The sequence below is a fragment of the Halorubrum kocurii JCM 14978 genome (assembly GCF_000337355.1).
GTDB classification, from domain to species: domain Archaea; phylum Halobacteriota; class Halobacteria; order Halobacteriales; family Haloferacaceae; genus Halorubrum; species Halorubrum kocurii.
On record NZ_AOJH01000001.1, the window covers coordinates 20,671 to 46,664 of the forward strand.

Annotated in this window: 22 protein-coding genes and 2 pseudogenes; 12 read left to right on the forward strand and 12 right to left on the reverse strand. The window is 53.6% G+C overall.

Annotated features, from left to right (window positions below; all coding sequences use genetic code 11):
• Positions 1-20: 20 nt before the first annotated feature.
• Both C468_RS00090 and C468_RS19375 read right to left on the reverse strand, forming a co-directional pair.
• A pseudogene (locus C468_RS00090) lies at positions 21-700 on the reverse strand (IS6 family transposase).
• 75 nt (positions 701-775) lie between these two features.
• Positions 776-870, reverse strand: a pseudogene (locus C468_RS19375) (IS6 family transposase); the annotation flags it as partial.
• Between the two features lie 374 nt (positions 871-1,244).
• On the opposite strand from C468_RS19375, the gene C468_RS17030 reads away from it, so the two are divergent.
• Positions 1,245-2,192: a glycosyltransferase family 2 protein gene (locus C468_RS17030; RefSeq protein ID WP_008846806.1), complete on the forward strand. Its 948-nt coding sequence runs from the start codon at positions 1,245-1,247 to the stop codon at positions 2,190-2,192.
• On the opposite strand, the gene C468_RS17775 is transcribed toward C468_RS17030, so the two are convergent.
• The 6 genes from C468_RS17775 to C468_RS17040 form a co-directional block, all read right to left on the reverse strand.
• Positions 2,175-3,917 carry a hypothetical protein gene (locus C468_RS17775; RefSeq protein ID WP_152422808.1) on the reverse strand — a complete coding sequence of 581 codons (1,743 nt, stop codon included), beginning with the start codon at positions 3,915-3,917 and terminating at the stop codon, positions 2,175-2,177. The two genes, C468_RS17030 and C468_RS17775, sit on opposite strands and share 18 nt — an antisense overlap.
• Positions 3,918-4,539: 622 nt before the next feature.
• Positions 4,540-4,917: a DUF2304 domain-containing protein gene (locus C468_RS00095; RefSeq protein ID WP_008846807.1), complete on the reverse strand. Its 378-nt coding sequence runs from the start codon at positions 4,915-4,917 to the stop codon at positions 4,540-4,542.
• Positions 4,914-6,023: a glycosyltransferase family 2 protein gene (locus C468_RS17035; protein WP_080510540.1), complete on the reverse strand. Its 1,110-nt coding sequence runs from the start codon at positions 6,021-6,023 to the stop codon at positions 4,914-4,916. Before C468_RS17035 ends, C468_RS00095 begins: the two co-directional genes overlap by 4 nt.
• Complete coding sequence (locus C468_RS17780; protein ID WP_241430943.1) at positions 6,020-6,265, reverse strand: hypothetical protein; 246 nt, start codon at positions 6,263-6,265, stop codon at positions 6,020-6,022. Before C468_RS17780 ends, C468_RS17035 begins: the two co-directional genes overlap by 4 nt.
• A gap of 617 nt (positions 6,266-6,882) precedes the next feature.
• A complete protein-coding gene (locus C468_RS00105; RefSeq protein ID WP_008846809.1) occupies positions 6,883-7,149 on the reverse strand; it encodes a hypothetical protein in 267 nt (88 codons plus the stop codon).
• Between the two features lie 29 nt (positions 7,150-7,178).
• Complete coding sequence (locus C468_RS17040) at positions 7,179-7,505, reverse strand: MarR family transcriptional regulator (RefSeq protein ID WP_008846810.1); 327 nt, start codon at positions 7,503-7,505, stop codon at positions 7,179-7,181.
• Positions 7,506-7,882: 377 nt separating this feature from the next.
• On the opposite strand from C468_RS17040, the gene C468_RS00110 reads away from it, so the two are divergent.
• The 4 genes from C468_RS00110 (at position 7,883) to C468_RS00125 (ending at position 12,873) form a co-directional block, all read left to right on the forward strand.
• On the forward strand, positions 7,883-8,197 hold the full coding sequence (locus C468_RS00110; protein WP_008846811.1) for a helix-turn-helix transcriptional regulator: 315 nt from the start codon (positions 7,883-7,885) through the stop codon (positions 8,195-8,197).
• On the forward strand, positions 8,197-8,679 hold the full coding sequence (locus C468_RS00115; protein ID WP_008846812.1) for a hypothetical protein: 483 nt from the start codon (positions 8,197-8,199) through the stop codon (positions 8,677-8,679). Before C468_RS00110 ends, C468_RS00115 begins: the two co-directional genes overlap by 1 nt.
• 287 nt (positions 8,680-8,966) lie before the next feature.
• Positions 8,967-11,717 carry a hypothetical protein gene (locus tag C468_RS00120; RefSeq protein WP_008846813.1) on the forward strand — a complete coding sequence of 917 codons (2,751 nt, stop codon included), beginning with the start codon at positions 8,967-8,969 and terminating at the stop codon, positions 11,715-11,717.
• 253 nt (positions 11,718-11,970) lie between these two features.
• Positions 11,971-12,873 carry an HNH endonuclease signature motif containing protein gene (locus C468_RS00125; protein ID WP_152422810.1) on the forward strand — a complete coding sequence of 301 codons (903 nt, stop codon included), beginning with the start codon at positions 11,971-11,973 and terminating at the stop codon, positions 12,871-12,873.
• 472 nt (positions 12,874-13,345) lie between these two features.
• On the opposite strand, the gene C468_RS18425 is transcribed toward C468_RS00125, so the two are convergent.
• Complete coding sequence (locus C468_RS18425; protein ID WP_008846815.1) at positions 13,346-13,483, reverse strand: hypothetical protein; 138 nt, start codon at positions 13,481-13,483, stop codon at positions 13,346-13,348.
• A 53-nt stretch (positions 13,484-13,536) separates the two neighbouring features.
• Here C468_RS18425 and C468_RS17045 point away from each other — a divergent pair, with 53 nt between their 5' ends.
• Together C468_RS17045 and C468_RS18430 are read left to right on the forward strand one after the other, a co-directional pair.
• The gene (locus C468_RS17045; protein ID WP_008846816.1) at positions 13,537-14,877 is read left to right on the forward strand and encodes an IS200/IS605 family transposon protein TnpB; all 1,341 of its coding nucleotides are present in this window, start codon (positions 13,537-13,539) and stop codon (positions 14,875-14,877) included.
• Positions 14,878-14,969: 92 nt separating this feature from the next.
• The gene (locus C468_RS18430; RefSeq protein WP_152422811.1) at positions 14,970-15,161 is read left to right on the forward strand and encodes a hypothetical protein; all 192 of its coding nucleotides are present in this window, start codon (positions 14,970-14,972) and stop codon (positions 15,159-15,161) included.
• Between the two features lie 710 nt (positions 15,162-15,871).
• Here C468_RS18430 and C468_RS18315 read toward each other — a convergent pair.
• The gene (locus C468_RS18315; protein ID WP_161609705.1) at positions 15,872-16,021 is read right to left on the reverse strand and encodes a hypothetical protein; all 150 of its coding nucleotides are present in this window, start codon (positions 16,019-16,021) and stop codon (positions 15,872-15,874) included.
• A 114-nt stretch (positions 16,022-16,135) separates the two neighbouring features.
• Between C468_RS18315 and C468_RS17050 the strand changes: the two genes are divergently transcribed.
• The 3 genes from C468_RS17050 to C468_RS00140 all read left to right on the forward strand — a co-directional run bounded on the left by C468_RS17050 (position 16,136) and on the right by C468_RS00140 (position 18,592).
• Positions 16,136-16,438 (forward strand): UPF0175 family protein, encoded by a 303-nt coding sequence (locus C468_RS17050; protein ID WP_008846819.1) that lies wholly within the window; start codon positions 16,136-16,138, stop codon positions 16,436-16,438.
• The gene (locus C468_RS17055) at positions 16,435-16,962 is read left to right on the forward strand and encodes a hypothetical protein (protein ID WP_008846820.1); all 528 of its coding nucleotides are present in this window, start codon (positions 16,435-16,437) and stop codon (positions 16,960-16,962) included. Before C468_RS17050 ends, C468_RS17055 begins: the two co-directional genes overlap by 4 nt.
• A 394-nt stretch (positions 16,963-17,356) precedes the next feature.
• Positions 17,357-18,592, forward strand: coding sequence for an RNA-guided endonuclease InsQ/TnpB family protein (locus tag C468_RS00140; RefSeq protein ID WP_008846821.1), 1,236 nt, complete (start codon positions 17,357-17,359; stop codon positions 18,590-18,592).
• Positions 18,593-19,216: 624 nt separating this feature from the next.
• On the opposite strand, the gene C468_RS00145 is transcribed toward C468_RS00140, so the two are convergent.
• Together C468_RS00145 and C468_RS00150 are read right to left on the reverse strand one after the other, a co-directional pair.
• Positions 19,217-20,590, reverse strand: a complete 1,374-nt coding sequence (locus tag C468_RS00145; protein WP_008846822.1) for an ATP-binding protein — start codon at positions 20,588-20,590, stop codon at positions 19,217-19,219.
• Positions 20,591-21,196: 606 nt separating this feature from the next.
• Positions 21,197-22,369: a tubulin/FtsZ family protein gene (locus tag C468_RS00150; protein ID WP_049911734.1), complete on the reverse strand. Its 1,173-nt coding sequence runs from the start codon at positions 22,367-22,369 to the stop codon at positions 21,197-21,199.
• A gap of 291 nt (positions 22,370-22,660) precedes the next feature.
• Here C468_RS00150 and C468_RS17800 point away from each other — a divergent pair, with 291 nt between their 5' ends.
• Positions 22,661-23,497 carry a hypothetical protein gene (locus tag C468_RS17800; RefSeq protein WP_152422812.1) on the forward strand — a complete coding sequence of 279 codons (837 nt, stop codon included), beginning with the start codon at positions 22,661-22,663 and terminating at the stop codon, positions 23,495-23,497.
• Between the two features lie 915 nt (positions 23,498-24,412).
• Positions 24,413-25,675 (forward strand): Cdc6/Cdc18 family protein, encoded by a 1,263-nt coding sequence (locus C468_RS00155; protein WP_008846824.1) that lies wholly within the window; start codon positions 24,413-24,415, stop codon positions 25,673-25,675.
• Positions 25,676-25,994: the final 319 nt, after the last annotated feature.

Here is a 25,994-nt window from a genome sequence, read left to right on the forward strand (position 1 = left end):
AGTTATAATATCGGTACTGTCTAGTTTAGCACCTCCTCAGCTGGTGTTCGATCGTCAAGTGATTGATGCGGCCGCTGATGATTATAGTAGTGTACGAACTGCTCAAGCTATTTGCGGACGCTTGCCCGACTGCCCACCCACGAGTTATGGAAACGGTCAACTCGCATTTTGAGGGTGTGAAATCACTTTTCGATTAGGTTTCGGTCGGTGTAGTCAACCTGACCGTTCAACTTTAATCGAGAGAGGGCAGTCCGGTAACTGAATTGATCGACGAGAAACGTGGCGTAGGAGGGATCGTGTTTCTCACGGAGACCAGCGAGGAACGCAGCGCTGGATCGGTGCCATATCGTCCAAACAATTGGATATCGAGAATCAACTTTGTCTCGATGTCTATTGCAGCATATAGCCAAGACAGCTCACCATTAATTTTGATAGCAGTTTCGTCAACAGCGACCCTTGACGGCTTTGCCGTCGGCGGGTCGCCAATGCTATCGGCAACTCGATGTACCCACTAAAAGATCGCTTGATGAGACCGTTCAACGCCGAAGAGGAGAAGAATCTCTTGTGTTTCTCTGAGAGAACAACCGGTCACGTGGAGCCGGACGGCGAACGCCCTAACGGGCGTCGCCGTCCGCTCACGCTCCCAAAATTCAAGATTCGCCGTCTCGAGCGTCTCAGTGAGCAGTTCTTGGTTGAGCATGAACACCGAAACCAACGAACTGCTCACTTCTCAAACTGGCTTAACTAGACAGTGCCATTTAAGTGATAATAAATACCCTCTTCAATCGCCCAGCGCGGTGTTCGACCTCGCTCCACAAACGACAAGTCAAAACACGCGATACCTTCGCTGAAGCGTTCGATTTCGGTCATAAGCACTCTAAAGTCGAACGCCTCATCCTCTAACTTTACACGACCAGACAGAAAGGGTGAGAGGGCCCTTATTTAGATGCGGTAAAGATCGGACGAAACGGCGTACCCGAGGAGTAAAACCGAACAGAGAGGCTCTCAGACGGATCCTGTTCTGCCGATACAGACACTAACCCACATTGTCGGGAGCGTGTAAACAAGGCCGGGTGAGAGTATTTCGGTTGACGTTCAGCGTAGAAACGACGTTGAGTCACCTGACCCAGACGTGATTGAGATAGATTTTGAAGGGTTATAAATACGAAACTAATGTGCGTTCTTCTTATACAACTTCGATCGACAAAATCATAATTAGCTGTGGACTATTCTATCGCAATTGGATGTCAAATCACAATCCACTCGTTTCAGTTGTAATTCCAACGCATAATAGAAAAGATTTATTAGCAGATGCAATCGATTCAGTAGTCAATCAAACTTATGATAATATAGAAATAATTATAATTGATGACGATTCAGATTATAATATAGAAAATTGTTTACGGGAACATCCACAAAATATAAAATTAATAAGTAATAACAGTAATCAAGGGGCCAACTGGTCAAGGATTAGAGGTATATTGAGTTCTGAAGGGGACTACCTCGCATTTCTTGATGATGATGATTTGTGGGATAATACCAAGATCGAGAAGCAAATTAAAGCTATTACTCACTCAGAATCATCTGTAGGGGTAGTTACAGTTGGATACAGAACAAAAAGTGGTGAGACAATAATACCTAAACAGACATCAGGTAAGCAACTGATGAAGTCTTTTCTTTTATCTGAAAATAGTATTGGAGGATTTTCTATGATCTTAGTCAAAAGATCAGCAATTAAAGATGCTGGACTACCCGATATTCGTCTATCGAGCTCTCAAGATCTAGAGTGGTATATACGACTTGCAAAGGTGTGTGATTTTTATATCATAAGTGAGCCTTTAGTAACGTATAATGATGACAATGACATTGAAAGGATATCAAATAGAAGCTGGGAAGAGCAACATGATTCTCAAGGAGAGATTCTAAATAAACACGAATATATATTAAACAATTTTGGGATTAGATTTAAAAGAAAAGCACATTCAAAAAGATACATTACACTGTCAAAATATGCTGCTATTTCAGGAGAATATTCAAACTGCCGGAAACACGCTATTTTGGCAGCGAAAAAATACCCGATCTCTATGACACCACCAATAATGTATGTGCTTAGTTTCTTTGCTGATGGAATCACTAGTATCTATAGCAAAATCCCAAGTAGGGTCCAAGAACATCTACCTAACATAATATAAATCAAACCCGTTGTTAGTTAACACTTTATTTATATTATTACTTTCTTCAAGATAATTAAAGTCGTCTGACGAATATCGAATTCCATTGTACGCAACCGGATCTCTTTTCCTATCAGTTGCAGTTACTGCCAAATATGTTTTATTATCATAATGGCTCGATAGAGATTGGTCTGCAAAATGGTACGGAACAGTTGCTCTCCACCTGTCACCAGTGAATTGTCGAAAGTTACTGGTTCTCTCACCCCTAAGGGCGTCTATATATCGAAACACAGGAGATCGCACTCGGACAAAATTTGTATCTTGATCAGCATAATTGAATGCAGATTCGTACCCTGAAAATTGTGACTCCGGTACTTGTGTATTTGCTTGGTAAATATATGGAGATGGGAAAAAAGTTGTAACAGATAGTAGAATAAGAATAATGAATATAATAGAAAAGTAGCTCCTATATTTTTCTCTATTTACTATGAATATAGAAAGTCCAACACCACCTAACACAGTTACGATGGGCATAGAAGCTGTAAAGTATCTTGTATAGTTTTGCGATACTGCGAGAGTTATCGCAAATAGAATGAAAATAGGGAGTATCCAAAAGCACAAGGAAACTAAGGCACTACTATGAACGGGTTTGGAAGAAAGGACATTATAATATAGATATTTAATAGTAAGGAGAATCACCGCTGTAGATATAACAATATATGTTATTTCTGTAAAGAATATCTTTAATAAAACGATGATGGGGGATCCTCCTGCCAGCAATAAAGAACTGACCCCTGAAGCGGTCTCCGCACCTGGTGAAGGATTTATTAAGCCTAATACAAAACTCTGGAACGCATTTTGAAATGTGTCGAAACGAAGTATCCAAAAAACCAATAATACACCATTGGATAAAACAAGAGCTAATACCGTATTTTTATTTAAGTACAGGCCACTTAGTATAGATGTAAGATCTAAATACATTAAAAGCGAGAATGAGATAGAAATTACTAAATATAGCAAAAATATTTGAGGATGGATGAATAGTAGCCCTAGTGAAAAAATGTGTGAAAGAACAACGTACCGTATGGGTTTTCTTGTTGATATATGCATCAACAATAATAATAACAAGAATGGTAAATACATCCTTGCCAAGGTATTTGGTGCAAAATGGACTCCATTTCTCCCTACAGGAAGTAAAAGTAATGCTGAAAATATTCCAATATGCCTATTTATATTATTAGACATAACTTGATTAAACAATCCAATAGTTCCGAGAATAAATATACCAACAAAAACTAGGAGGACAACTTGCATACTATATTCAATGCTATATCTAGTAATGCCAGATATAGATAATGTTAAAATATAAGAGAGAGGATAAAAGATCTCCTCACCAGCCGTAACAGTGTTTTTTAAATCCTTGATTGCCCCTAAATGAGTCATTGCATCTGCTTCACTAACGAAAAAGTACCCTCGCACAACTGGTAAGCCAATTATAGCTAAGGTTGCACTAATGGACAGTATTTCTCCAATAGCCTCATATTCAGTTAATACAAATACAACAATTAATGAACTTAAGATAATTAGTGCACAACCAATCCAAAATATTCTGGGCGTAGCTGAATAGATAGATAATTCGTAACCTTGAGGTGGAGAGTGTGTTGCTTTGAGTACGCCAATTGTAAAGACTAAGCTAGAGATCGATAATAAAATTTTAGACAATCGACGGTTATCTCGAAGGTCCATAGTATAATTAGGTTGTCCCCATTATGATACTAAGTCTACCCATATCACCCTCTGCGGCTTCAGAAAGATATAACCATCGGATAAACCTGGTGTCAAAATAAGAACAGAGAATGCTTTGATTAGGGGAAAAAGTATAGAATTTATCTATCGAATATACAGCGGCCCAGAGGACGTGGCATGGTCAGTGTAATATTGGACTCAGTGGCCCTGTTGAAATCCTCAGTAGTTGATGATTTTGCGTGTTCGATCGCTCAGAACAGTGGGATTACTGACTATCCGGTAGCTCGTAGTCGTCTGAGAGAAATATGCTGTTTTGTTCCGGATCGAAGTAGACTTCTAGTGCCTAGATCGCCCCAGCATAGGCAGAATCATCACAAACACGAATCCGATTAAGCCCGAAAAGACGAATCTAAGGACTATTATAGGGAGTCTGTTACTTCCACCTGATAAAGAATACTAATCGGTACGTAGTCTTTAGCATACAGCTGTTTCAGTGTCTGAAGAATAGGATTTCCACAGAGCTGACTCAGTCTATACGTTCTTTTGATCTGGATATACTTGAACCACACTCAATAAATCAAACACACGCTATTTTTGAGTAGAAAACGCGAATTCTGAATAATTAGTCTCGATTATTCTCAAACTGTGAGAGCGCAATCTCTTGATTCAAGTCGTAGAGCTCTTTTCGGTTGGTCTTGACTTTAACGAACGTATAAAACAACATCATCAACAGAGCGAGATTAGAAAGAACAAGCAGCCCAGTAAGACCACTACCAAATCCGAGCACAGCGAGTATCACTTCCATCGCCTCATACACGCGGAGAAGCGTCACCACGTCTCCAAGCGACAGAGCAAACAGCATTGTTCCGAAACAGGACCAGAGGAGAAATTCGAAAACACTCCCCTTCCCAGATCGAACGAGCCGGAAACTCTGATAGAACATCGTCAGCGCAAGCACCATCCCGATTACGTGAATCGGTCGCAGGCCAATCAGAGTCATCGGAGCAGGAGCGTTTTCAGCGTTGTGAGCATCATTCGCGGCGGGTACTTAGCAAAGGTTTCGATATCGAACTGCGACCCATCGGTATCCGGTGGCATCGGTACGGAGATCTCCTCAACGATGTACTCCTTGCGTCCAGCCTCCAGCGTCTGTTCCAGTGCCCAGTGGCTGTTTGCTGGACGACCCAGATCGTCGAGCATCGACGCCCGATACGCTCGGAACCCACTCGTCACGTCGGTGATATCCACCCCTCCTAACACGTTCACCTCCGCAGTGAAGAACTTGATTCCCATCCGACGCACGAGACTGTAGTCCTGGTAGCTGTCGTTCAACCAGCGACTGCCGATCACCATGTCAGCGTCGCGGTCCTCCATGGTTTCGAGCATCTTTGGGATGTAGGACGGATCGTGTTGGCCGTCCCCATCAATCTGGATGACAATATCATAGCCAGACCGAATCGCAGCCCGATAGCCCGTATCTACGGCACCACCGACGCCCATGTTTTTGGGCAAGCTGACAACTTCATCAGCGTGCTCTCGGGCCACCGCCTCGGTGTCGTCTGTGCTGGCGTCGTCAATGACGAATACGTCGTCGACGTACGGAGCAGTTGCGGTGATGACCTCCGGAAGGCTATCGGCTTCGTTGTAGGCGGGAATGATCGCAGCGATAGACTGTCCCTTCGAGATCGATTGTAGTTCCGTAGCAGAATTGTCGACGGGTACAGCTTCGACGCTGAATCCTGCGTCGTCGAGTTCATCTCTACTTCGGTCGTAATCGATGCGTGATTTCGCTGACGACTGTAGAATGATGCCAGACAAGCCAAGTGATTTCGCGGTGTCTTCGAAACCCCTTTTGAGATCCTCAGCATCCTTCGGCTCTTTAGTGGACACCACCGTTGCACCCAACTGATCTGCGAACTCTACCGCTTCGCTGTCCGACCCATCTGTGGAGGCGACTAATACGTCGTATCCCCGATCGTTTGCTCGAAGAACTGTTCGTGCGACCTGCTCACCGTTATCTTCATTCGCAATGATTCCGATTCCGGGGGTCTCTGCCTCGCGATCTTGGGAACACGGTTGTGACCGGCTCAGTTTGCTATTACTCATTCGATCACCTCACAACAATCACTAATAATGATCTCAGTAGGAACCTGGAGGTCTTCGATTGCCGTTTTAATCCATTCAATACAGATTCGGATGCCGGCTTCTTCGTTCAGTGTCGGCATCACGACAGACAGCTGGGGAGTAGTCTCCGAGTCACAGCCAACGAGCAACTCATCAGCATTGAGTTCGCGATCAGCAGCCGCTCCATTCTGTTCAACCGATGATTGGTGTATTGTAGATGCCATCTATGCAGAATCTGCAATTATACACTTCTTAACGGCCGCGTATATGAAACTTCCTCTACAGAAATCAACAACGAGAACACTGCGTTTCACCAGTTTATCCCAGCCGGAGAGGAACCCACAGAATCGGACCCTTGCAGGCCCATTTCGGTCTTTGAAAGGCTCACGCTGACACAGCTGGCTACTGGAGAGACAGAGCTTATGTCAGATAATTATTTGATATAGTATCAACAGGGAAGCTGAAGCAGCACACAACTCCCACCATGGTTCCAAACCACCTGGTTAGGTAGTTCCTACTGATACGGTGCACATACCTGCGCCAGACCCTCGGCGAACAAAGTCTGTGGCTCCCAGCCAGTCGCATCCCGCAACTTCGTTATGTCAGCATAAGTGTCGTGTCGACAAGCGTGTTGAAGCTGTACGACTCTTCAGTGCCAACATTATAAAGACGGTGTCTGAGGATTGACAAAAGTGACCCGATTATATCAGAAGCAGAATAGCTGAGGAAGTGTTATCACCGTCACACACAAAATGAGGTGCATGTCAGAATCACAGGACGGGCCTCGCTGTGTGTGCGGGCGACCGATTCCGCGGGGACTGTCTGCTGCGGCGCAGTGCGATCAGTGTCGGAAGTAGCCATCAGGCCAGTAGGCACCCGATGTCGTTCGGGTCATCGTCAAATTGTTCGAACGGTGAGTCTCGACGTAGTCGAATCTGATATCGTGATCCTCACGCTCAACGGCCTCGGCGTCGGCCAACACTGAACAGCGCCCAAATATATAACTATAGCTCATGGGAGAGCTAGGCTTGAGGACGATCTCCCACGAGGTGTCGTCACCATCATCCGCGAGGCGGTCAAGCACGCGCTCGTTGAGGCTACCTATCACGGGACGGACACCCGCATCTAGGAGACATCTCAATTAGAACTCTCGCTCGGAGCGCTGTCAGTATTGTCGTCGCCAGCCACTTCGTCGGCATCCTCATCGATATAGCGCCAGTTTTCGGTGTCGAGTCGACCTTCGAGGTATGCCTCGCCGTCGTCAGTGATCACGTAGACACCGTTCCCCAAATGTCGTACAAGATCCTCTTCGGCCAATCGCTTACACCGACGGTTAATTTGCTGACGGGAGTATCGAATGGGCCCTTCTCTTTTCATTTTTGCCGGCGACCCAGTTTCGTTCTCAGATAGATACTCCAATATGCGATCATCCGCCGCAGTCATCCATCCGCCAGCATATCTCATGTGGTAAATTCCTACATCCTCGTCCATATTATGCTCGATGAGATTTTTTAAGCACCAATAGCTCTTTGATAATCTACCGGTACATTAATGTACCAACAGATTCGTAGTGTCAATCACGGAGCCCGAGTGATGAAACCTCGGCGAATGAGAAAGTGAAGGAATCCGGCCGCGGTGCTAGAACACCCGGCCGGTGCGGGTTCTGTGTCCACTCACAGAACCATGCTGATGATGGCAACTGCGGGGTTTAAGCCCTGCGAGACGACCGAAGAACCGAACGAAAACACCGACGGCACCTGCACGCTCTGCCCAGCGCGGGCTGACGGCTTCGACGCCGAGCGCGGCGTCCCTGTCTGTCTCGACTGTGCGGAGGGCGACGCATGAGCACAGAGTGTGCAGCCAATAGCTTCGCAAACTGTTCCGCCTTTCAGCGTGACCTCCTGTGGGTACTCTCCCACGAGAACACCCGGAAGACGCCCTCGTTGAAGGCGGAACTCGACGACTACTACGGCGAGTCGATCAGACAAAGTCACCTCTACCAGAACCTTGACGAGCTCGTCGATCGCGGCTTGGTCGCCAAACAGGCGCGCACCAACGACTACCGACTCACTGAATCGGCTCGCCGCACGCTGTCTGCACGTCAAGCGTGGCAAGCGGGCCATCGTGACTACACTACTGCAGGAGGGCACAACTAATGGCGAGCGACGGCAGCGACTACCCGCTGATCGGAGACAGCCGCCGACTCGCACGAATCGCACTCAACACAGAGTATCTCGCGTGTCAGGTCTGTGGGCACTCCTTCCACGAGGGCGACAAAATCACCGTGTACGCCTACCGGGCAGCGGGCGAGCCCGCATACGAAATCGGCTACATCATGTGCGAGGCCGATAGCCACACGCATCCGACCGTCTTCACGCGCGGTGTTCACGAACACGTGGTCACCGGACACATCGGAACGTGTGCAGACGTCCAAACACAATCGACAGCGTACATCCTGCTCGATCCAACGGTCGTCGTTACGAGTTCGCCGACGACAACCGACCCACACGTCCATCCGGACGCTCCGACAGAGCGCACCCCCAAACACCCGAAACAGCGAGAGCCGACACCGCTCTTGACTGCGGTTCGGGAACACGCTCGATCTGACGGTGGCAATCCGTACGGAGGGCATGACTAATGCGGGTCAGTAAGGTAGGTCGCCACCCAAGCGGCCTCTCGCTCCTCGAAGCGATATTGCCGAGAGGCATACTCGACTGGACATCGACAGCTGCCCACCACGGTGATACGCGAGAAGGGCTGGTGATTGCGCACCAGTGCGGTCGCCGCCACACCAGTTGGTGATCACTGGTGACGGCACACCAGCCCACGGCCCATGAGCGAGGGGTCCGTCTCACCACCAGCAACTCGAACGCATCCACCAACGGAATCGTCTGTCCAGCGGTCTCGCCGCGTCTGACTGAGTGGGTGCCAGAACTCCTCGCAACGCTCCGGCCACACAGCGAGCAGACCATCCGCCGGTACACCACCACGGACGATCCGTGGCAGGCAAGCTCGGCGATCCTCTCGACGACGCTCCCGGAGTGGAACACCACAACGGACACGTGGGGTGATGACACCGCTGAAGCGGTCGCGTACACACGCGCGATGACGTCGCTCGCGCTTATCTACACCGACGGAGACCCAGACACGCTCTCGTCGTATCACCGGCGGCGCGACGCCGACCTCACCGACACTGTCGAGTCCGTCGGCACGGGCCGTGGACCGGTCAACGGGAATCTCGGGGCCCTCATGAAGGGGCCGGTTGCGCTCCATCGGGAACTCGACGACCATTCGCAGACACTCACACTGCTGCTCGACGGAGAGTCGTGGACCGAACTTACGGACCGGCGGACTGGTGTCCGAGCACTTGCGGCGATCGCTGTGCTTGGCGACGGGTTCGACGTGCGGGTCGTCGCCTCGCCAGCGCTCCAACGGGAGCTGGCTCGTCGCTACCCACGGTGGAGCGAGATTCACCTCGGTCTTACTGGCGACCGGGATCGGTCCCGGGATGGGAGCCACCGCACTCGCAGTTACCCAGCGGCCACGGACGATACCCATCCGGCATGGGCAGCACTTGATGGACTCGCCACCACCCCAGGGAAACGGCGTCTCCTCGGGAATCTCGATGCCGACCGACGTCGGAGCTACCGAGATATTGAACAGGATCACGCGATCGACCTCGAGGCGGGGACCATCAGCCGGTACGTTCTCGATCTTGAAACGCGTGGCCTCGTGACAGTTGACCGTCGCGGTCAGCAGAATACGGTTCGACTCTCCACGCTCGGCGACACGGCTGTTGAGCGTTTTCTCGACGCCGACCACGAACTTGTCCATCCGGATCAGTGCCGGCTCGATGGGCGTCTTACTGACACCCCTCACGCTTTCACAAGTACAGTGTCGTCCCGCCGGGAGGGCCGGACGGCGGGCACACCCACCACGATCGATGAGTGGATAGCAACAACGGGTGACCCAGATAATGGCGCAGACTACGTCCAATGGCTGACCGGGCCCGATGGGGGATTCAGTCCGCAATCGCTCCACCGCCGGTTCACTACTACAGCTTGCGGGACGGGGATTACGCTCGTCGACGATCAGCCACACGCGTTCGACGACGGCCGGGTTGCGTACCTCAGCCATACCGATGACGAGACGCTCGTCATCCTCCAGTGGGGTGGGCCCTTGCCCACCCTGGGACGTCTCGCGAGTGCCTTACTCAGCGACAAGGCACTCTCGACAATCCTGACGCCATCACGGCTTGGCCGTGCGTTCGAAGCGGTTCACGACACCGACTTTGGACACGACGCACCGCGTGTCCTTCGTCGTGGCCACCAACTCGGCTGGTACAGCGATGATGAAACAACCTACGAGGCGTGGCGCGATCGGATCACAACGGTTCGAGACCGGCTTCTCACCCGTCTCGCCGAACTCACGACGAGTGACGACACGGCTGCCCGCAGCGACCTGTTCGAGGATCTCCACGGGTTCGTCGCGACAGCTACCCACCTGTACCACGCGGCAGGGGTTGATCTAACGACGACGATCAGACTTCCCGACACTGACGCGCTCGCACGCAACACGACGCAGCGCAACGACCTCTGTACGTTTCTCGCGAAAACGGTCCCGAAACAGTCAGTCTACGGCGTCCACTCAGGGTACCGGATGTTGTTCGAAGAGCGACCCGAGAAGCTGTGCCGGCGACTCCCCACCAAGATCGAATCCGACACACAGCTCGATCTCACGATGTCGTGGGTGCTTGCCGGCCCGACCGTCACTGCGCTCCACGACGCTATTAGCACGGCTCTCTCTGAGGAACTCACAACCGTTCGCAAGGCGATTGCGGAGGGTACCGAACACGCACCAACGCTCGAAATACCGGTTCGAGACGGGACGACATATCCCGCCATTCGGCGGGTGATCGACGAGGTCGCGATGACACACGACGTGCAGTGGACACCCCGCGAGCGACAGCGGCTCGTGCGGCTGTGTCTCCGCTCGTTCGGCCTGTCGGACACCACCGACAGTGCGTGTCCGTACGATGTCGTGGTAAGCCTCCGTCGAGCGCTGAACGAGTCTCAAACACCCACACCTGCCGACGTCGAGCGCGCAGCGGCCACACTCCCCGCAACGCGGTTCCGACCCGATCTGACGCCGACGGCCACCAAGCTGTACGCCACGCTCCTCCAAGCGGATCAGCCGCTCGGCCGCTCGGAGCTGATCGAACGGGCGGACATCTCCGCGAGTAGCTACGATCGTCGCTTGAACGACGTCCGCGCCCTCGACCGGGTGACGGCCGTCCACGTTGATGGCCACCGACGGTGGACCACCGAGGATCCAACAGCCCCACCCGTGGCGTCCACGCTACCCGTCTGTGCACGCACCGACCACGACCAGACGTCGACGCCGCTGTTGACGCACCGACACCCGACCAGACGCACCCCAGCTAGCGAGGGCCACGCTTGGCGCTGGCGACTGAGACACCAGAAATTTCGACACACAGTATGTCTCCCACTCGACACCACACGAATGCTCGACGACCAGTCGATCCACCCACGACCGGGTCTGTCACGTGGCAGACCCACCAGCCACCCGAGCACAGCACCGGCCACGGATCATCCTGTAGTACCGGACAGCCACCAGACAACACTACCTACCGGAAACCGCGAGGTGACCGAATGACGACACACGAACGCACCACCACAATCGACGGCAAGCCCACCAGAGTCACACACACCAATCACGGAACCGACGTCGGCCTCACACGCCCGGAAAGCGAGCGACAGTCCCGGCCCGCACCACCACGCCTCGACCAGGACTGCACACCCACCAAATCCCGTGAGAGCGACCACAATTACAGCCGACATCCACACCCCGATCAGCAACGATCTGAGCCACGTACACGTCCGATCCACCACACCGCGGGGGCTGGGGTATGAGACAGAGCCACGGATCGGGGACGGTGGATGCGGCGACGCGGGCGCTCATGTTGAGTAATCGTGAACATCGGTGTCAGTGGTGTGGGGTACGCGGCCCGCCACGCGGCACCGGCACGTTACACGTCCACCACATCGAACGCGACCCGAGTGATGTCGCAGAAGACGATCCGGTGAACCTCGGCGTGACGTGCCGCGTGTGTCACAACTGGTTCCATCACCGTCCCACCGCTGCGGATGCCCCAGCCCCGCTCACCGACGCCGACATGGACGTGTTGTTATCGCATGACGTGTTATTGCTACAGGTGCTCGATGAGATCGGGCCCGCGTCGTTCCATGACGTGTTCATCCGGATGAAGGTCCTCCTCTCAAAAACCGCCGTTCGGGAACGCCTGTGGGTGTTGATGGGGCTCGACCAGTTGGTCACAGGCCGCGAGGAGCAACTTGTTGACCAGGATGCGACGACAGGACGGTGGGGATTCCCAGACGACATTGCGACGTCGGCACGCGGGCACGTCCCCGATGACCGCGCGTTAGCGTTGCAACGCGCTGAAGACGAACTGGTGCGGCGTGCACTCGCCCGCGGATGTGACCGTGACCTCGTCGGATCAGTGTTCGGTGTCACGCGCCGAAACACGTTTCACAAGCAGTACCGTGCCGCCGCGTACGCATTCCCGCTCGGTGAGTTCAATCGTGGTGGTCGCCCAGTCGAACCCGACGACGACAGCGACGACGTCGACGAGACGACCGACCCGAGTGCGGCACAGGAACCAGTGAGTGACACTAACGAGGAACCGGAGGTACCGGACGGTGACCTGGGGCGTGTTGAGACATGGGGTGGGACGGCCGATGAGCCAGGTACACCGGTGAGCGAGTTGCTGCACGACGACGAGCTGACCTGAGCAGCGACTGCACAAAGCAAGACAGTGCCACATCCACATTCACGGTGTGACCGGGCTCGTAGAGGGTCGTCGCGACGTTCGGATCCGCCTGCAGGACAGCGCGGGCCTACCCAACGGCTCGCGCTGATGGGTGTGCGTGATCGAATACTCGTGGGCGGGTTGTCAACGCAACAATCTGTGCACCTTCGTTCCCAATTACGACGAGGTGTTCGTCAGTGTCGGCTGCAAGCGTTCGTCTCAGAAACAGGTGTCAACAACAGGCTCTCGGCGATAGCAAGCCGGATGGGTGATCTCGACATCGAAGGACCCGTGTTCTACAGTGGTGGTCGAGGCCCGTGTTACGTCCAAGATCGGACGGGCAACAGCGCGTCCGTCGACGCTCGCTACATCGACTACCTGAATCAAGGAGAGAGTCCCAGCCTTTAGGCCGGGCGTGAATCCGACATTCCGCTTCACAAACCACGTTCGACGCTTACTCCGGGATATCCTCCCTGACTTTCTTCTCTCCTTCAAGGAGCAACCCTTTCCACGTCAATCCACGGTGCTTCTTCAACGCTTTCAACCGCTCGTATTGTTCGTCGTCATCGAACTCGATGCGGATTGCGACCATGCAGTATCACACGAACGGAACAATTATGTGCGTTACGGTGCAATCAATAGTCGATGAAGCGAGCCAACACGTTTGACGTGGTTCCTCAGTCTGACGAAGACGAGGGATTGCTTCGACGCCTGTTGGACGCTTCTGCCGCTCTCTGGAACGAAATCAACTACGAGCGCCGCGAACACTACGCCGACCCAGACGGAGACGTATGGGAAATCAGCGAGTATCGCGGTCGCTACGGCGGTGTTCTCGGCGCGTCCACGGTTCAACAAATCGAACGCAAGAACCGCGAAGCGTGGAAGTCGTTCTTCAGCCTCAGGAAGAAAGGCGAAGCCAACGGCAAGCCCGGATTCTGGGGTAATGCAGAGGAGGGACGTGAACTTCGCACGTACATCCGTAACACGTCGTACTCCGTCGAGTGGGGTGAATACTCCCGTCTCGAAATTCTCGTCGGCAAAGACTTGAAAGACGAGTACGAATTGGGACACCGCGAACGGCTCCGACTCGAAGTTCGTGGCGACCCCAATTGGGAAGAGTACGACAAGCAGGGTCGGTTGGAGTTGTTCTACGACGAGCAAGCACAATCGTTCAGGGCCTTTCAGCCAGTCACGATCGGCGAAGACCATTCTCGACTGGCACACCCACTGGCTTCGGAAGAAGCCGCTCTGGATATTGGTGCGAACAACCTCGTCGCCTGCACGACCACGACCGGACAGCAATACCTGTACGAAGGACGCGAGTTGTTCGAGCGATTCCGTGAAACGACGCGAGAGATCGCACGGCTCCAATCGCTCTTGGAGGAAGGTCGGTACAGCAGTCATCGTATTCAACGCCTGTACGACCGACGTACCAAGCGACGTGACCACGCTCAAGACGCACTCGCCCGTGACCTCATCGAACGCCTGTACGACGAAGGCGTTTCGACGGTGTACGTCGGGGCGTTGACGAATGTGCTTGAGACGCACTGGTCGGTAGAGACGAACGCGAAGACGCACAACTTCTGGGCGTTTCGGGCGTTCGTGAACCGGCTGGCGTGTACCGCTGAGGAATACGGTATCTCGGTGGAAGTACGGTCTGAGGCGTGGACGAGTCAGGAGTGTCCGAATTGTGGTTCGACAGAGGACACGACGCGCCACCGCGACACGCTGACGTGTCCGTGTGGCTTTGAGGGACACGCCGACCTCGTAGCGTCAGAGACGTTCTTGAGACGTCACCAGAACTCTCCGAGTTCTGGCTGGCGAACGAGACGCGAAGCGTCTCGTCAACGGCAGACAACGGTAACACGGTCGATGGCACGGCCTGTATGCCTCAAGTGGGACAACCACGACTGGTTAGAGTCATCACGCTCTCCCCGTCCCAACGAGGAGCATACGAACCCGCAAGTTGCCTCCGTGGGCCGGTAGTCGATACCCCCAACGCGAGGAAACCTCGCCGTTCACGGCGAGGAGGATGTCATTTCCGAGCGTGTGCTCGCCGTAATTAATAAAAGGACACAATGAGTACGTTCAATACAGAGATGGCGTCCAGCACCGATTCCTCGGCGACGGTCGACAAAGAAGTCCGTCGACTGTACGAGCGGTATCAGGCGGCTGAGAGCGACGCTGAACGCCACCAGATCGCCCTCAAGATGGGGAAGCTTGACGGACGTCGTCACGCAGAGATCTACGCCGCGCTCGAAGACGAGTGAGCGACGCGTCCCCGTCTGGGTGGGCGTACAAGCACCAATACGGTGCGACTGAACGAAGCAGAAAATCCGCCGTAACATCCCCGTGGCCGATCGCTACGGCCAGCCCATCGGCCTGCCACTCCACGCCGCGGCGGTTACAGACAAACCCTTGTGGGATTGAGATCTCGACGCGCTCGCTCCGGTGGCCCGCGACGACCGGGTTATAGACGAACCCTTGTAGGGCGTGTTCGGAGTTACCCGCCGGAACACGTTTCATAAGGAATACCGCGGAGCGGCGTACGCGTTCCCGCTTGACGAGTTCAATCGTGGTGGCCGACCAGCCGAACAGGATGACAAGATCGACGAGACGACCGACCAGCGTACGACACACGAACCAGCAGGTGACACTGACGACGAACCGGAGGTACCGGACGGCGATCTTGGGCGCGTTGAAACGTGGGGCGGGACGGCCGATGAGCCAGGCACGCCGGTGAGCGAATTACTGACCGACGACGAGCCAACCTGAGCAGCGACGCTGCGAACCACCATTCCGTCGCACGACACACAGGGAGAATGGACTGGCAGAGAGTCGTCGCGACGTGTGATTCCGCCTGCAGGACAGCGCGGGCCTACCCAACGGCTCGCGTTGGTGGATGTGCGTGATCGACACGCTCGGAGGCGAGTCGGCGACGCAACGGTCTGTACACCCTCGTTCCCGATTACGACGAGAGTTAATCGATGTCGGCTGCAAGCACCGTCTCGGAGATGTGTACCCAGTAGACCCCGGCGACAGTAACCCAGGTAGCGAGACAGAGTACCACCTTGTCGTGAGCGTATCCCGTTTTGATCCCGAACGGGGCGGCATGGTCTCTGGTGGCCACTAGCGCCTCCTAGCGGAGGCCATTACCCGTCCAAATTATTTGCACACGGATACTCGTAGAGATCATTTCCAACGTGAGACACGCTTATGTAGTACAGCGTACTACTGTGTATACATGCCCTCGATCAGTGCCCGAGTGCCCGATGATGACGAAGACGAGCTTGAAGCAGTCAGTGAGCTCTTAGATGAAGATAAGAGTACAGTCATTCGGAAAGCACTCTCAGAGGGTCTTGCATCCATCCGTCGGCGTGTAGCCATTGAACGATACCAGAGTGGCGAACTTTCGGTCAACGAGGCGTCCCGACTCGCCGGAGTGAGTCTATCAGAATGGCTCGAGATCGCCCGTGAACACAATCTCACGACCCAACTCTCACCAGAAGATATCGAATCTGACGCTGCTGCTGCGCGTGAGCTGTGACGCGGATTTTTCTCGATGCAACGACGCTCATCGCACTCGGTACCATCGGTGAACTCGAACAGCTTACAAGCTTTACTGGTGAGCTTGTTGTCCTTCCCACAGTCCAAAATGAAATCACGACAGAACCCGCGCAGACAAATTTGAGTCGGTTTATCGATCAGGATGCGGTTGAGACGACCGATCCAGCTGTGCAGGACCGAGTGCAACAAGCCAAAGAGGTCCTTGGTGAGGAAGAACAGAATGGAGACGTCTCTCTGATTGCTGCTGTGTTAGCCTATACCGCGGACGATCTACCGGTCGGCGTCGTCTCAGATGACCGGCGTGTTCGTACCACGGTTCGTGGTCTCGGGGCGACAGTCACTGGGACAGTTGGTGTCGTTGTCCGGGCTGTGGAGGAAGGACTTGACCGGGAGGAAGCGTACAATCTCATAAGACAGATTGACTCACATGGTCTCCATATGACTGGTGATCTTCGGGAAAAAGCCTACTCACTCATCGATGACGCTGCTGAATCGACGTCGTGAGCACTTGCTATGCGACTGGTTGCAATGACCGGCTGAGGCCCCTGAACATTAATTGGCGGGTGGTCTTTCCACAGCCAGTTAGGTGGCGTGTGTACAGGACTGAACAACATTAATTTACCTGAATTGAGGCGCTAAGGCCCCTTCCTCAACGAACGAGCGAAGCGAGTGAGTAGGGAGGGGATACAGCGCCGCACGGTTCTCAAACACGTTCGACGCTCGGCCCACAGGCCCACGCAATCGAAACAACTATGCGCACAGATACGCATAGTGCGTATGTAGTGAGGCGGAAGAACATCACCATCCGCGAAGACCAAGCCGAGTGGGTCGAGGAGAACCACCTTAACCTCTCGTCGTTCGTTCGCGGACAACTTGACGAACTCATCGAAGAACGCTCGTGAACTACAACTACAGGTATCGACTCCGACCGTCCGACGCTCTCGAAGACCAGTTAGTGTGGACTGTCGATACCTGTAGACAGGTCTACAACCACTTTCTCCACCGACTCAACCGCACCGACGACACCTCGGCATACTCCGAGCAGAAGCTCCTGCCGAGTCTCAAGAAGTGGTGGAGCGGCCTGAAAGACGTTCACTCGAAGGTACTACAGAAGGTCGTGCAACGGCTGTACGACAACCTCTCGACACTACGAGAGCGCAAAGAGAACGGCTACCGCGTCGGGACGCTCAAGTGGAAGGCACCGGACGAGTACCGCAGTTTCACCTACAGTCAATCCGGCTTCAAGCTCAAGAACACGGGCGGTCGGACGCGACTGTGGCTCTCAAAACTCGGAGAAATCCCGCTCACCTTCCACCGCGACCTCCCCGACGACGCCGACATTAAGACCGTCACGGTCAAGCAAGAACCTACCGGGAAGTGGTACGCCATTCTCGGGATCGAGACGCCCGACGACCCGCCAGAGAAGCCGGAGAATCCCGAGAACTGCGTCGGTATCGACGTGGGGATTCTCAAGTACGCCCACGACACCGACGGAACCGCCGTCGAATCCCTCGACCTGTCCGACGAACGCGAACGTTTGGAACGCGCACAGCGCGACCTCTCGCGGAAACAGCACGGGTCGGACAATTGGGAGAAACAGCGTCAGGTCGTGGCAGAACGCCACGCCGAGTTGAAGAACAAGCGCCGCGACTTCCTTCACAAGCTCTCGAACTACTACGCTCGGGAGTACGAGTTCGTGGCCGTCGAGGACTTGGACGCAAAGGGGTTGGTCGAACTACCGGGCAACTCGCGGAACCGGGCAGGTGCGGCGTGGGGGACGTTCCTGCGGATGCTCAAATACAAGTGCGAACGCGAAGGAACGCACTTCGTTGCTGTGAATCCGCGCGGAACGACGAAAGAGTGTGCATCCTGCGGCGTTTCGACCGAGAAACCGTTGTGGGTGCGCGAACACTCCTGCCCGGCGTGTGGGTTCGAGGCGGACAGAGATGCGAACGCGGCGTGGAATATTCTTTCTCGCGGTGTGAAGAAGCGGTTAGGAGCGGGACACTCCGAATCAACGCCTGTGGAGACTGCGCTCCCTGTGTCCTCGGTTGTGGATGCAAAGCGCGTCGTGGAAACAGGAAGCCCCACCCTCAAGCGCGAGGGCGTCAGCCCGAGCGGTAGGGTGGGGTAGTTCACCTGCGACATTTGGGAGAAACAGTTAGACTAGTATGGCTCTGTTGAAATCCTCTTCTTCAGACATATTATCGTCTGAAACAGCTGTTCGCTAAGACTGCGTTTTGAGCAGGAAGTTTATTATTCATATTGATAATAATGGACAAGACTTATTCTATGCTCCATGCGAAACGAAGATATGCCACGGCGAACTGACGGACATCAATTCCACCTTGAGAAAGCTCTTGAGACGGACACTCTCGAGGAGAAGGATTTCCATATTCGACAGGCTCTCCAAATGTGTGTAGTTGACGACGAGCCGGAATAGACCTCGCAGTAGAGCCAAATCACCGAAAAAATAGTATCCTACGCCGACCAATTATAGCAACTCAAACTGATCGAGCCGTTGCAAGCCTCACACGTTGTATTCAGCAGGGCCGCGTGAACATCAACGAGATCTGGCAGAATCTACAGCGATACATTTGCACTCTTCAGCGAACAGCTGTTTCGGACGAGAACCTGTCTGAAGAAGAGGATTTCAACTGAGCCACTAGGATCTATATCTAGTTAGCAGCCAGAACTCTTCGAATTCTGGCGACACCCTCAACGGCAAGCCGTGAAACGAGCGGGAGGGTGAGGTAATTCACTTGAACAGGGCAGCGAGTTCGTCTAGCCCGTACAGGTACAAGTCGGGACGCTCGTCAGCGACTGTCTGCAGCTCGTCGGTGAATCCGGCGCGCGAAAAGAGGACGTAGTTCACGTTCCGGTCGTCTCCATGCCACCGGACTTCTGATTCGAGTGCTGTGAGTTCGTCGAATACCGCGCGATCGAGAGGTGTGGACGTCCACTTGCATTCGCCGAGCAACAGCGTGTCGGTGTGTTGGTTGAGTCCGACGACGTCGATCTCCTCGCCGTCGTACCACCAGCGGCCGACGCGCGAGCAGGGCACGGGAAACGCGGATGTTTGAACTGCTTGTTGACACACGGTCTCGAAGGTTCGACTCGTGTGCGTCGGGAGCGTCTCGGTAATCGCTGCTCGGACGGGTTCCGTTTGTCCCTGTTCGAGCGTTCCCTGATTCGGTGCCACGTACCGGAACCAAAATCGGAGGAAATCATCTGTCAGTCGGTACAACCCGCGACCGTCTGGGTCTGTGACTGGGTGCTCCTGCTCGAGGATCGCTAACTGCGTGAGGTTCTGGAGGTACCGGGAGAGGCTGCTTGCATCCTTGCCGATCTCGTTGGCGATTTCGGTGACACGAGTCGCTCCACCGGCAATGGCTTCAAGCATCGCCATGTACGTGGCAGGCTCACGAAGTTCCTGCCGGAGCAGGAACTCTGGCTCCTCGTAGAGGAACGCCCCTTTCGAGAGGATAGCGTCCTCGATGTTCTCGAAGAGGCTTCGGTCTGTGTCGAACTGTTCGAGATACGCGGGAACACCGCCCAAAACACTGTATATCTGGATCTGCGTCTGTAAATCGTTGTTCGGGAAGAAGGCGCGAACATCCGCAAACGACAGCGGAGCGAGCTCCCACTGACCGGTGCGGCGACCGTACAGTGGGCTTTCGTAGCTCAATACACCCTCTTCCATCATCGAGATCGACGATCCCAACAGCACGAGTGAGATCTCCGTCTCGTCGAGGACGTCGTCGACGATCGTCTGAAACACCGACGGGATGGTCTCGTCATCCGCGACGAGATACGAGAACTCGTCCAGTGCGATGGTACACGGTCCATCAACACGGGGTATAAGATACTGAAACGCCTCTTCGAAATCGTCGACATCCGGGGGAACATCATCGAACGTTTCGGCACACCGAGCCGCAAACCGCCGCGCATTATGACGCGAACCACGCTGATCACACAGATAGTATACTGAAGTTGTCTCCAGATCCTCGAGTACAGTCGTCACCAGCGTAGTTTTTCCGACCCGCCGTCGACCGTAGAGGACGAGGAGCTGTCGTTCCTCCCGTGAGAGATGTGACGTGAGCCACTCCAGTTCACCGTCTCTGTTGATCATTATGTGCACGGTAATATAATCGCGTGCATAATAGATGTTCGGGTGACACGCAGCAAGCAAACACCTATCCGATCGGTGACACTCCACGAAGGTACCGGATGCATTACCTCACTCAAATTAACCAACAATCTTTTGAGGCCGGGGATTTTGTTGGTTAACTCAATACCGAGTTTGAAGCCACCACCAGGTACCAGAAGCTCTTTCGATCGGAAATCATCGAGATAGTCTAGAGTCTCTGTCATACTATGACGAGATCGTCAGCGATCATAATTGCCTCCGTGGAACTGTACGAGGTGAGCAGGATAGGCGTGGTGGGCGATCCGTTCTGAAGGGCGTGTAACACAAGGATGTGACTCACTGCAGCGATCGTGAGCGAGAGCATCTTAAATGATAGAGGTGCAGTCTTAACCAACGTGATGAATCAATCGGTGAACTGTTGGTTAAACATCGTCGTAGTCACAGTCAGAACATATTGTTGAGGGAAAACAGACAATCCTGTAGAGGGGTACCTACTCTAATCATGGTCCTCCCGACCGTCCTTTCCACTCTCATAATGACAAGCGGGGTAGAGTCCATGGAGATGGAGCGCCACCCACGATCAAATATTCAAAACAGCGACTCTAACTCCCCATCGCTATCCATCAGCTCCGAGAAGTGCTCTTCGCTTTCGTCGGTGATCTCATCAATGTTCTCTTGCGCTTCGATGGCGATTTGCTGAAGCTCTTTCACCCGTGGGACGTTCGTCACGCCGCCGAGCAGCACGAGCGCTGCGACCGTCCCCTCCCCGCGTCGCGGATAATCGCCGCCGCGGACCTCCATCGAACCAGTCTGCTCTTCGAGCCACTTGCGGCCGTGCTCGATTCCCTTCCGATTGAGGTACGCTGGCGGGCCGGCGACAACGAGCAACGCCCGTTCCGTCCCGTTCACCTCACACGGCAGCGTGAGCCGACCGAGCGTCGCCTTCCGGACAAGACTCGTGACTCGGTTAGTTGTCTCGGTGCTGTCGACCTCAACGCCCGAATTGCCGCGGAGCCGCGAGAGCAACCCGTTCCGCTCCGGCTCATCCACCTCGACATCGGCATACCCCAGCGAAGAAATACCACCGCCTTTGAGCGTGTTGATGATTTCCGAGGAGTCGACCACGCTCTCGGCGACGTCGCTTCCCTTGGTCACCTCACCCGCGCTGAAGAGCACACCAAATCGGCGTACCAACTCCTTGTTGATCGCGTCGAACCCCTCCCCGACGGATTCGCCTGAGCTGCGCCAGGCGTCGTTGTCGAACAGCATGAGATTGTCCACTTCATCGACAAACGTTTTGAGCGACCGAGCGGCGTTCAGTGTGTAGATCCCACCCTCGTCGCTACCGGGCAAGATCCCCAACCCGTACACGGGTTCAGTGTGAATCCGCTGGAGGTTCTTGGCGATCACGGGTGCGCCACCAGACCCAGTCCCGCCGCCGAGCCCTGCAACGACCAGGAACGCGTCGATCTCATGGACTGGCACCGAGTCAAGCGCCCCTTGGATCTCGTCGATGTCTTCCTCGGCAATCTCCGCGCCTAACTCGTTGTCTGCTCCCACACCATGCCCCTTCACGCGAGCCTGGCCGATCAGAATTCGACGATTCTCAGGAAGATGGTCAAGCCCCCTGAGGTCTCCCTTCGCTGTGTTGACAGCGATTGCCCCACGAACGACATCCGCACCAGTTCGCGCGTCGTACGCCAAGAATTCATCAAGCACCTTCCCACCCGCTTGCCCAACCCCGATTAATGCAAGTTTCATGTGAACACCCTGCGCGAGGACACACAGGCAGGCGTCATAAAGGTTAGAAGATCAAAATATTCGGGACGATACCTCTAGGGGCAGAACAGGGCCGTTGACACGGGTTCTTCGTCTCGATCCGATTACAGATATCGGCTCAGCCGACTGATGACTCTGCGGTCGGTGACTGTATCCGGAGACTCGACTTTCAAAGCCCAATCGTGCCGTTGTAGTCCATTTCGATTGAAACAGTAGCACTATATCATCTCGAATATCAAAAATTACGTGTGCGTTGAGTGATCCGTTGTTTAGATGCGCTCATGGCTCCCAACTGATTCGCCTAGTCCGCCACAGCTCGATGTAGAAGTTGCACAGGCACACCTTCGTCGACTACTCGAACCGTTCACGGCGGTCGACGGCCAAGCAGAGCTCACCGTCGCTGATGATGCGCTTGTGGTCACCAGTGTTGATGAACTGATGGTCACGGCTGTCGAGACTTCCCTCCATCAAAGTCTCTGTAGTCAGTACAAAACCGCACCAGGGAACATCGAATTCGATCCTATAGCGCTCCTAGATGTTCTTGCTGCTGAGCGTGATGATGGTGAGCTTGCACATCTCAGCTACGCTCCGGAGGAGTCAACGCTGAGACTAGCGCTCCCGTCATTTGTCCACACCCAAGCCGTTGACGTCGATGTCGACGTCGAGCGTCCGGACGTCGATGACTCGCCGAACAGTGCGACCACATATCACACCCGTGACGACCTCGCTCATGCACTCGAGTACTTCACAGACCACTCATCCGTCGTTGCATTTGGATACGACGAGATCGACGATGAGTGCTACCTCGAAGCGGTATCGACGGACGAAACCGTACCGGAGGCCACCACCCGATATCGATGCTCGCGCGAACAGCTAACGAGTTCGTCGACGCCTGAGTCGGTCCGCTCAGCGTTTTCAACTGCCAAGCTTGGAGCAATCATCGAGGCGGTACCACCAGAGACGGTGATCCGAGCCGACTACGCGGATGCGTTTCCGATCCGACTCGCCTGGGACCTCACCGGGGGGCGTGGCATTGATGAGGGAACACTCACAGAGGTCACAGCGCTACTCGCCCCGCACGAGGTTCCCGAATTAACTGCAGAGGAGTGAGCAGACTTTCGAAGTTGAGTGTGTCAGTGAGGTCTTAGAGAAAGTTCAAGCCGAAAACCCACGGCTTTAGCCGTGGTTCGCTTACATCGTGTGCCGATCGCTCCCCTCGGTAAGGGGGGAGGAAGGGGAACGATCAAGAATAACTGCTCTGTATGATAACTAAAACCTGTTGAAATATCTGCAGGCAACCTATTTCCTATCTGGCAGCTGTGACGGAGTTTCACTAGAGAATATGGACTATCACACATTCCCATTCTTCTGATAGCTCGCGCTTGAGTGTGAGCTTCCTGCGTCAACGGGGTACTTTGCAGGAACTCGTGTTCCCGTAGGGATCGCAGTCCCCCTTGGCGGTGATTCGGAGCGTCCCGCTCCTAACCCTTTTTTGGAGCAACACGCTGGACACAAGTGCTCACGCACCTACAGCGGTTTGTCTACCCTCACGCTACTAGACGTGTATTTCTTCGTGTATTTTTCGGGTCAACCGCGACGAAGTGTGTTCCCTCCCACCCCGGATTGTAAGTGTTCTCACGACTGTTAGGGTCCCTATGGAGTATACTGGCCAGTGATAGACTATTTAAAAGACGACTAAAGAGACGTTATCAGACACCCCTAATTGTAAGTGTATATTTGCTTCTTAAGGACGTTCTGTGCCAAATTACTGCTTTCTACTGTACCCTACTATACTACCGTTACCCATAACTATATAATATATAATATAGACAGAAGTAGATACAACAACAGAACAGTAAATCAACCAAGATAACAGATAGTACCCGCGTAGAACCGACCTCACAGTTCCAACTTGTGGAACACTTACAATCCGGGGTGTGGGTGCTCAAAAGCAATGAGAACAGCTACAACACTTACAACACTTGCAAGGTGGGGTTTGAAGTATATCGGCTTACACGACGTGGTATGGACTCGCCATTTAAGGGTGCAAACGATATTTTTCAAACGAAGGAACCCTTCGAAGAGGCATACCATCCTGACGAGATTCTTGAGCGAGACGAGGAGATCGAGACATTTGCTGCGGCTCTACAAGACGTGCTTGATGGCTTTGGACCGCCAAACGTGTTCATTTACGGCCAGACAGGCGTCGGGAAGACTGCTACGACTCACAAAGTTACTGAGTATCTTGAGGCCGACGCCACAGAGGCAGGCGTGAACCTTACTGTCTTTAGTATCAACTGTAATAAGCGAGACACGACCTACAAAGTCATTACACACCTTGCCAACGAACTCTACTCAGAAAAGACGTTCAAGCAAGGCCATCACCCAGACACACTCTGGGATCATATCTATACTGCACTCGACGAACTTGGCGGAAGTATTCTGGTCGTTCTTGACGAGATTGACAAACTCGGCGAACATGAAGAGCTCTTATACGAGTTTCCTCGGGCGAACGCGATGGGCGAGCTTGAACATGCTAAGGTAGGTATCATTGGCATTAGCAACAATTTCAAATTTCGCGAGAGTCTTTCGCCCCGAGTCAAATCTACACTAACCGAACGGGAGATTCAGTTCTCGCCGTATGACGCGAATGAACTCCGAACGATCCTGGACTACTACGCAGACCTAGTCTTCTATGAGAACGTTCTTAGTGAGGATGTTGTTCCCTTATGTGCAGCGTTCACTGCTCAAGACACAGGCGACGCTCGAATGGGACTTGACCTTCTGGAGACTGCTGGCGATATCGCCCGTCATGAGGATGCTGATCATGTCGTTGAGGAGCATGTCCGACTCGCCCGCTCACAAGTCGATCGGGCAAATACTGAACGGATCGTCAACAACCGCTTGACTGTCCAGATGCAGGCTGTCTTGGTCGCAACGACGTTTCTTGATGTTGATCAGAGTGCGGACGCCAAAGTCAAAACCATCTATTCGTTCTATAAGGATCTCTGCGATCGCCTCGATATCGATGTGCTTTCTGAGTCCCGCGTGCGGGATCATCTAGATACGCTTGATATGTTTGGGCTTCTCGAAACGGAGGAAGTGAATCTCGGTCGTCGTGGCGGTCGATCATATATCTACTCGATTGTGGATGAGCCACGGGTTGTCATCGAGACACTCTACAATATGGACCGCTTCGAAGATCTCTTTGGTGACAGCGCCGAGGAGTTCTTAGACACGTACGAGGCTGACACACGCAGTGATATTCAAACAAAGCTGGGGCTGTGAACTACAGATACACTTGCAAGCCGGGGTGCGTGATCTGAGCGGTTAAACACTTACAATCTGGGGGGCCGACTCCTCGTCGAACACTTACAACTCGGGGTGTACTACGGTCGTGAACACTTACAATCTGGGGGGTCGACCTCTCGCCGAACACTTACAATTAGGGGTGTGTACGAGATGTGCGACATTTGTACGCCGGCCCTGCGATAATCTTCTTCCCCAAAAATTCCGATATCTTGTTAGCAGATCCTACTCATTCGAACTGACCGGACCCTTGTACTGGGAGCAGATTTTATCGGCGGACAAGGCGAATACCCCGAGG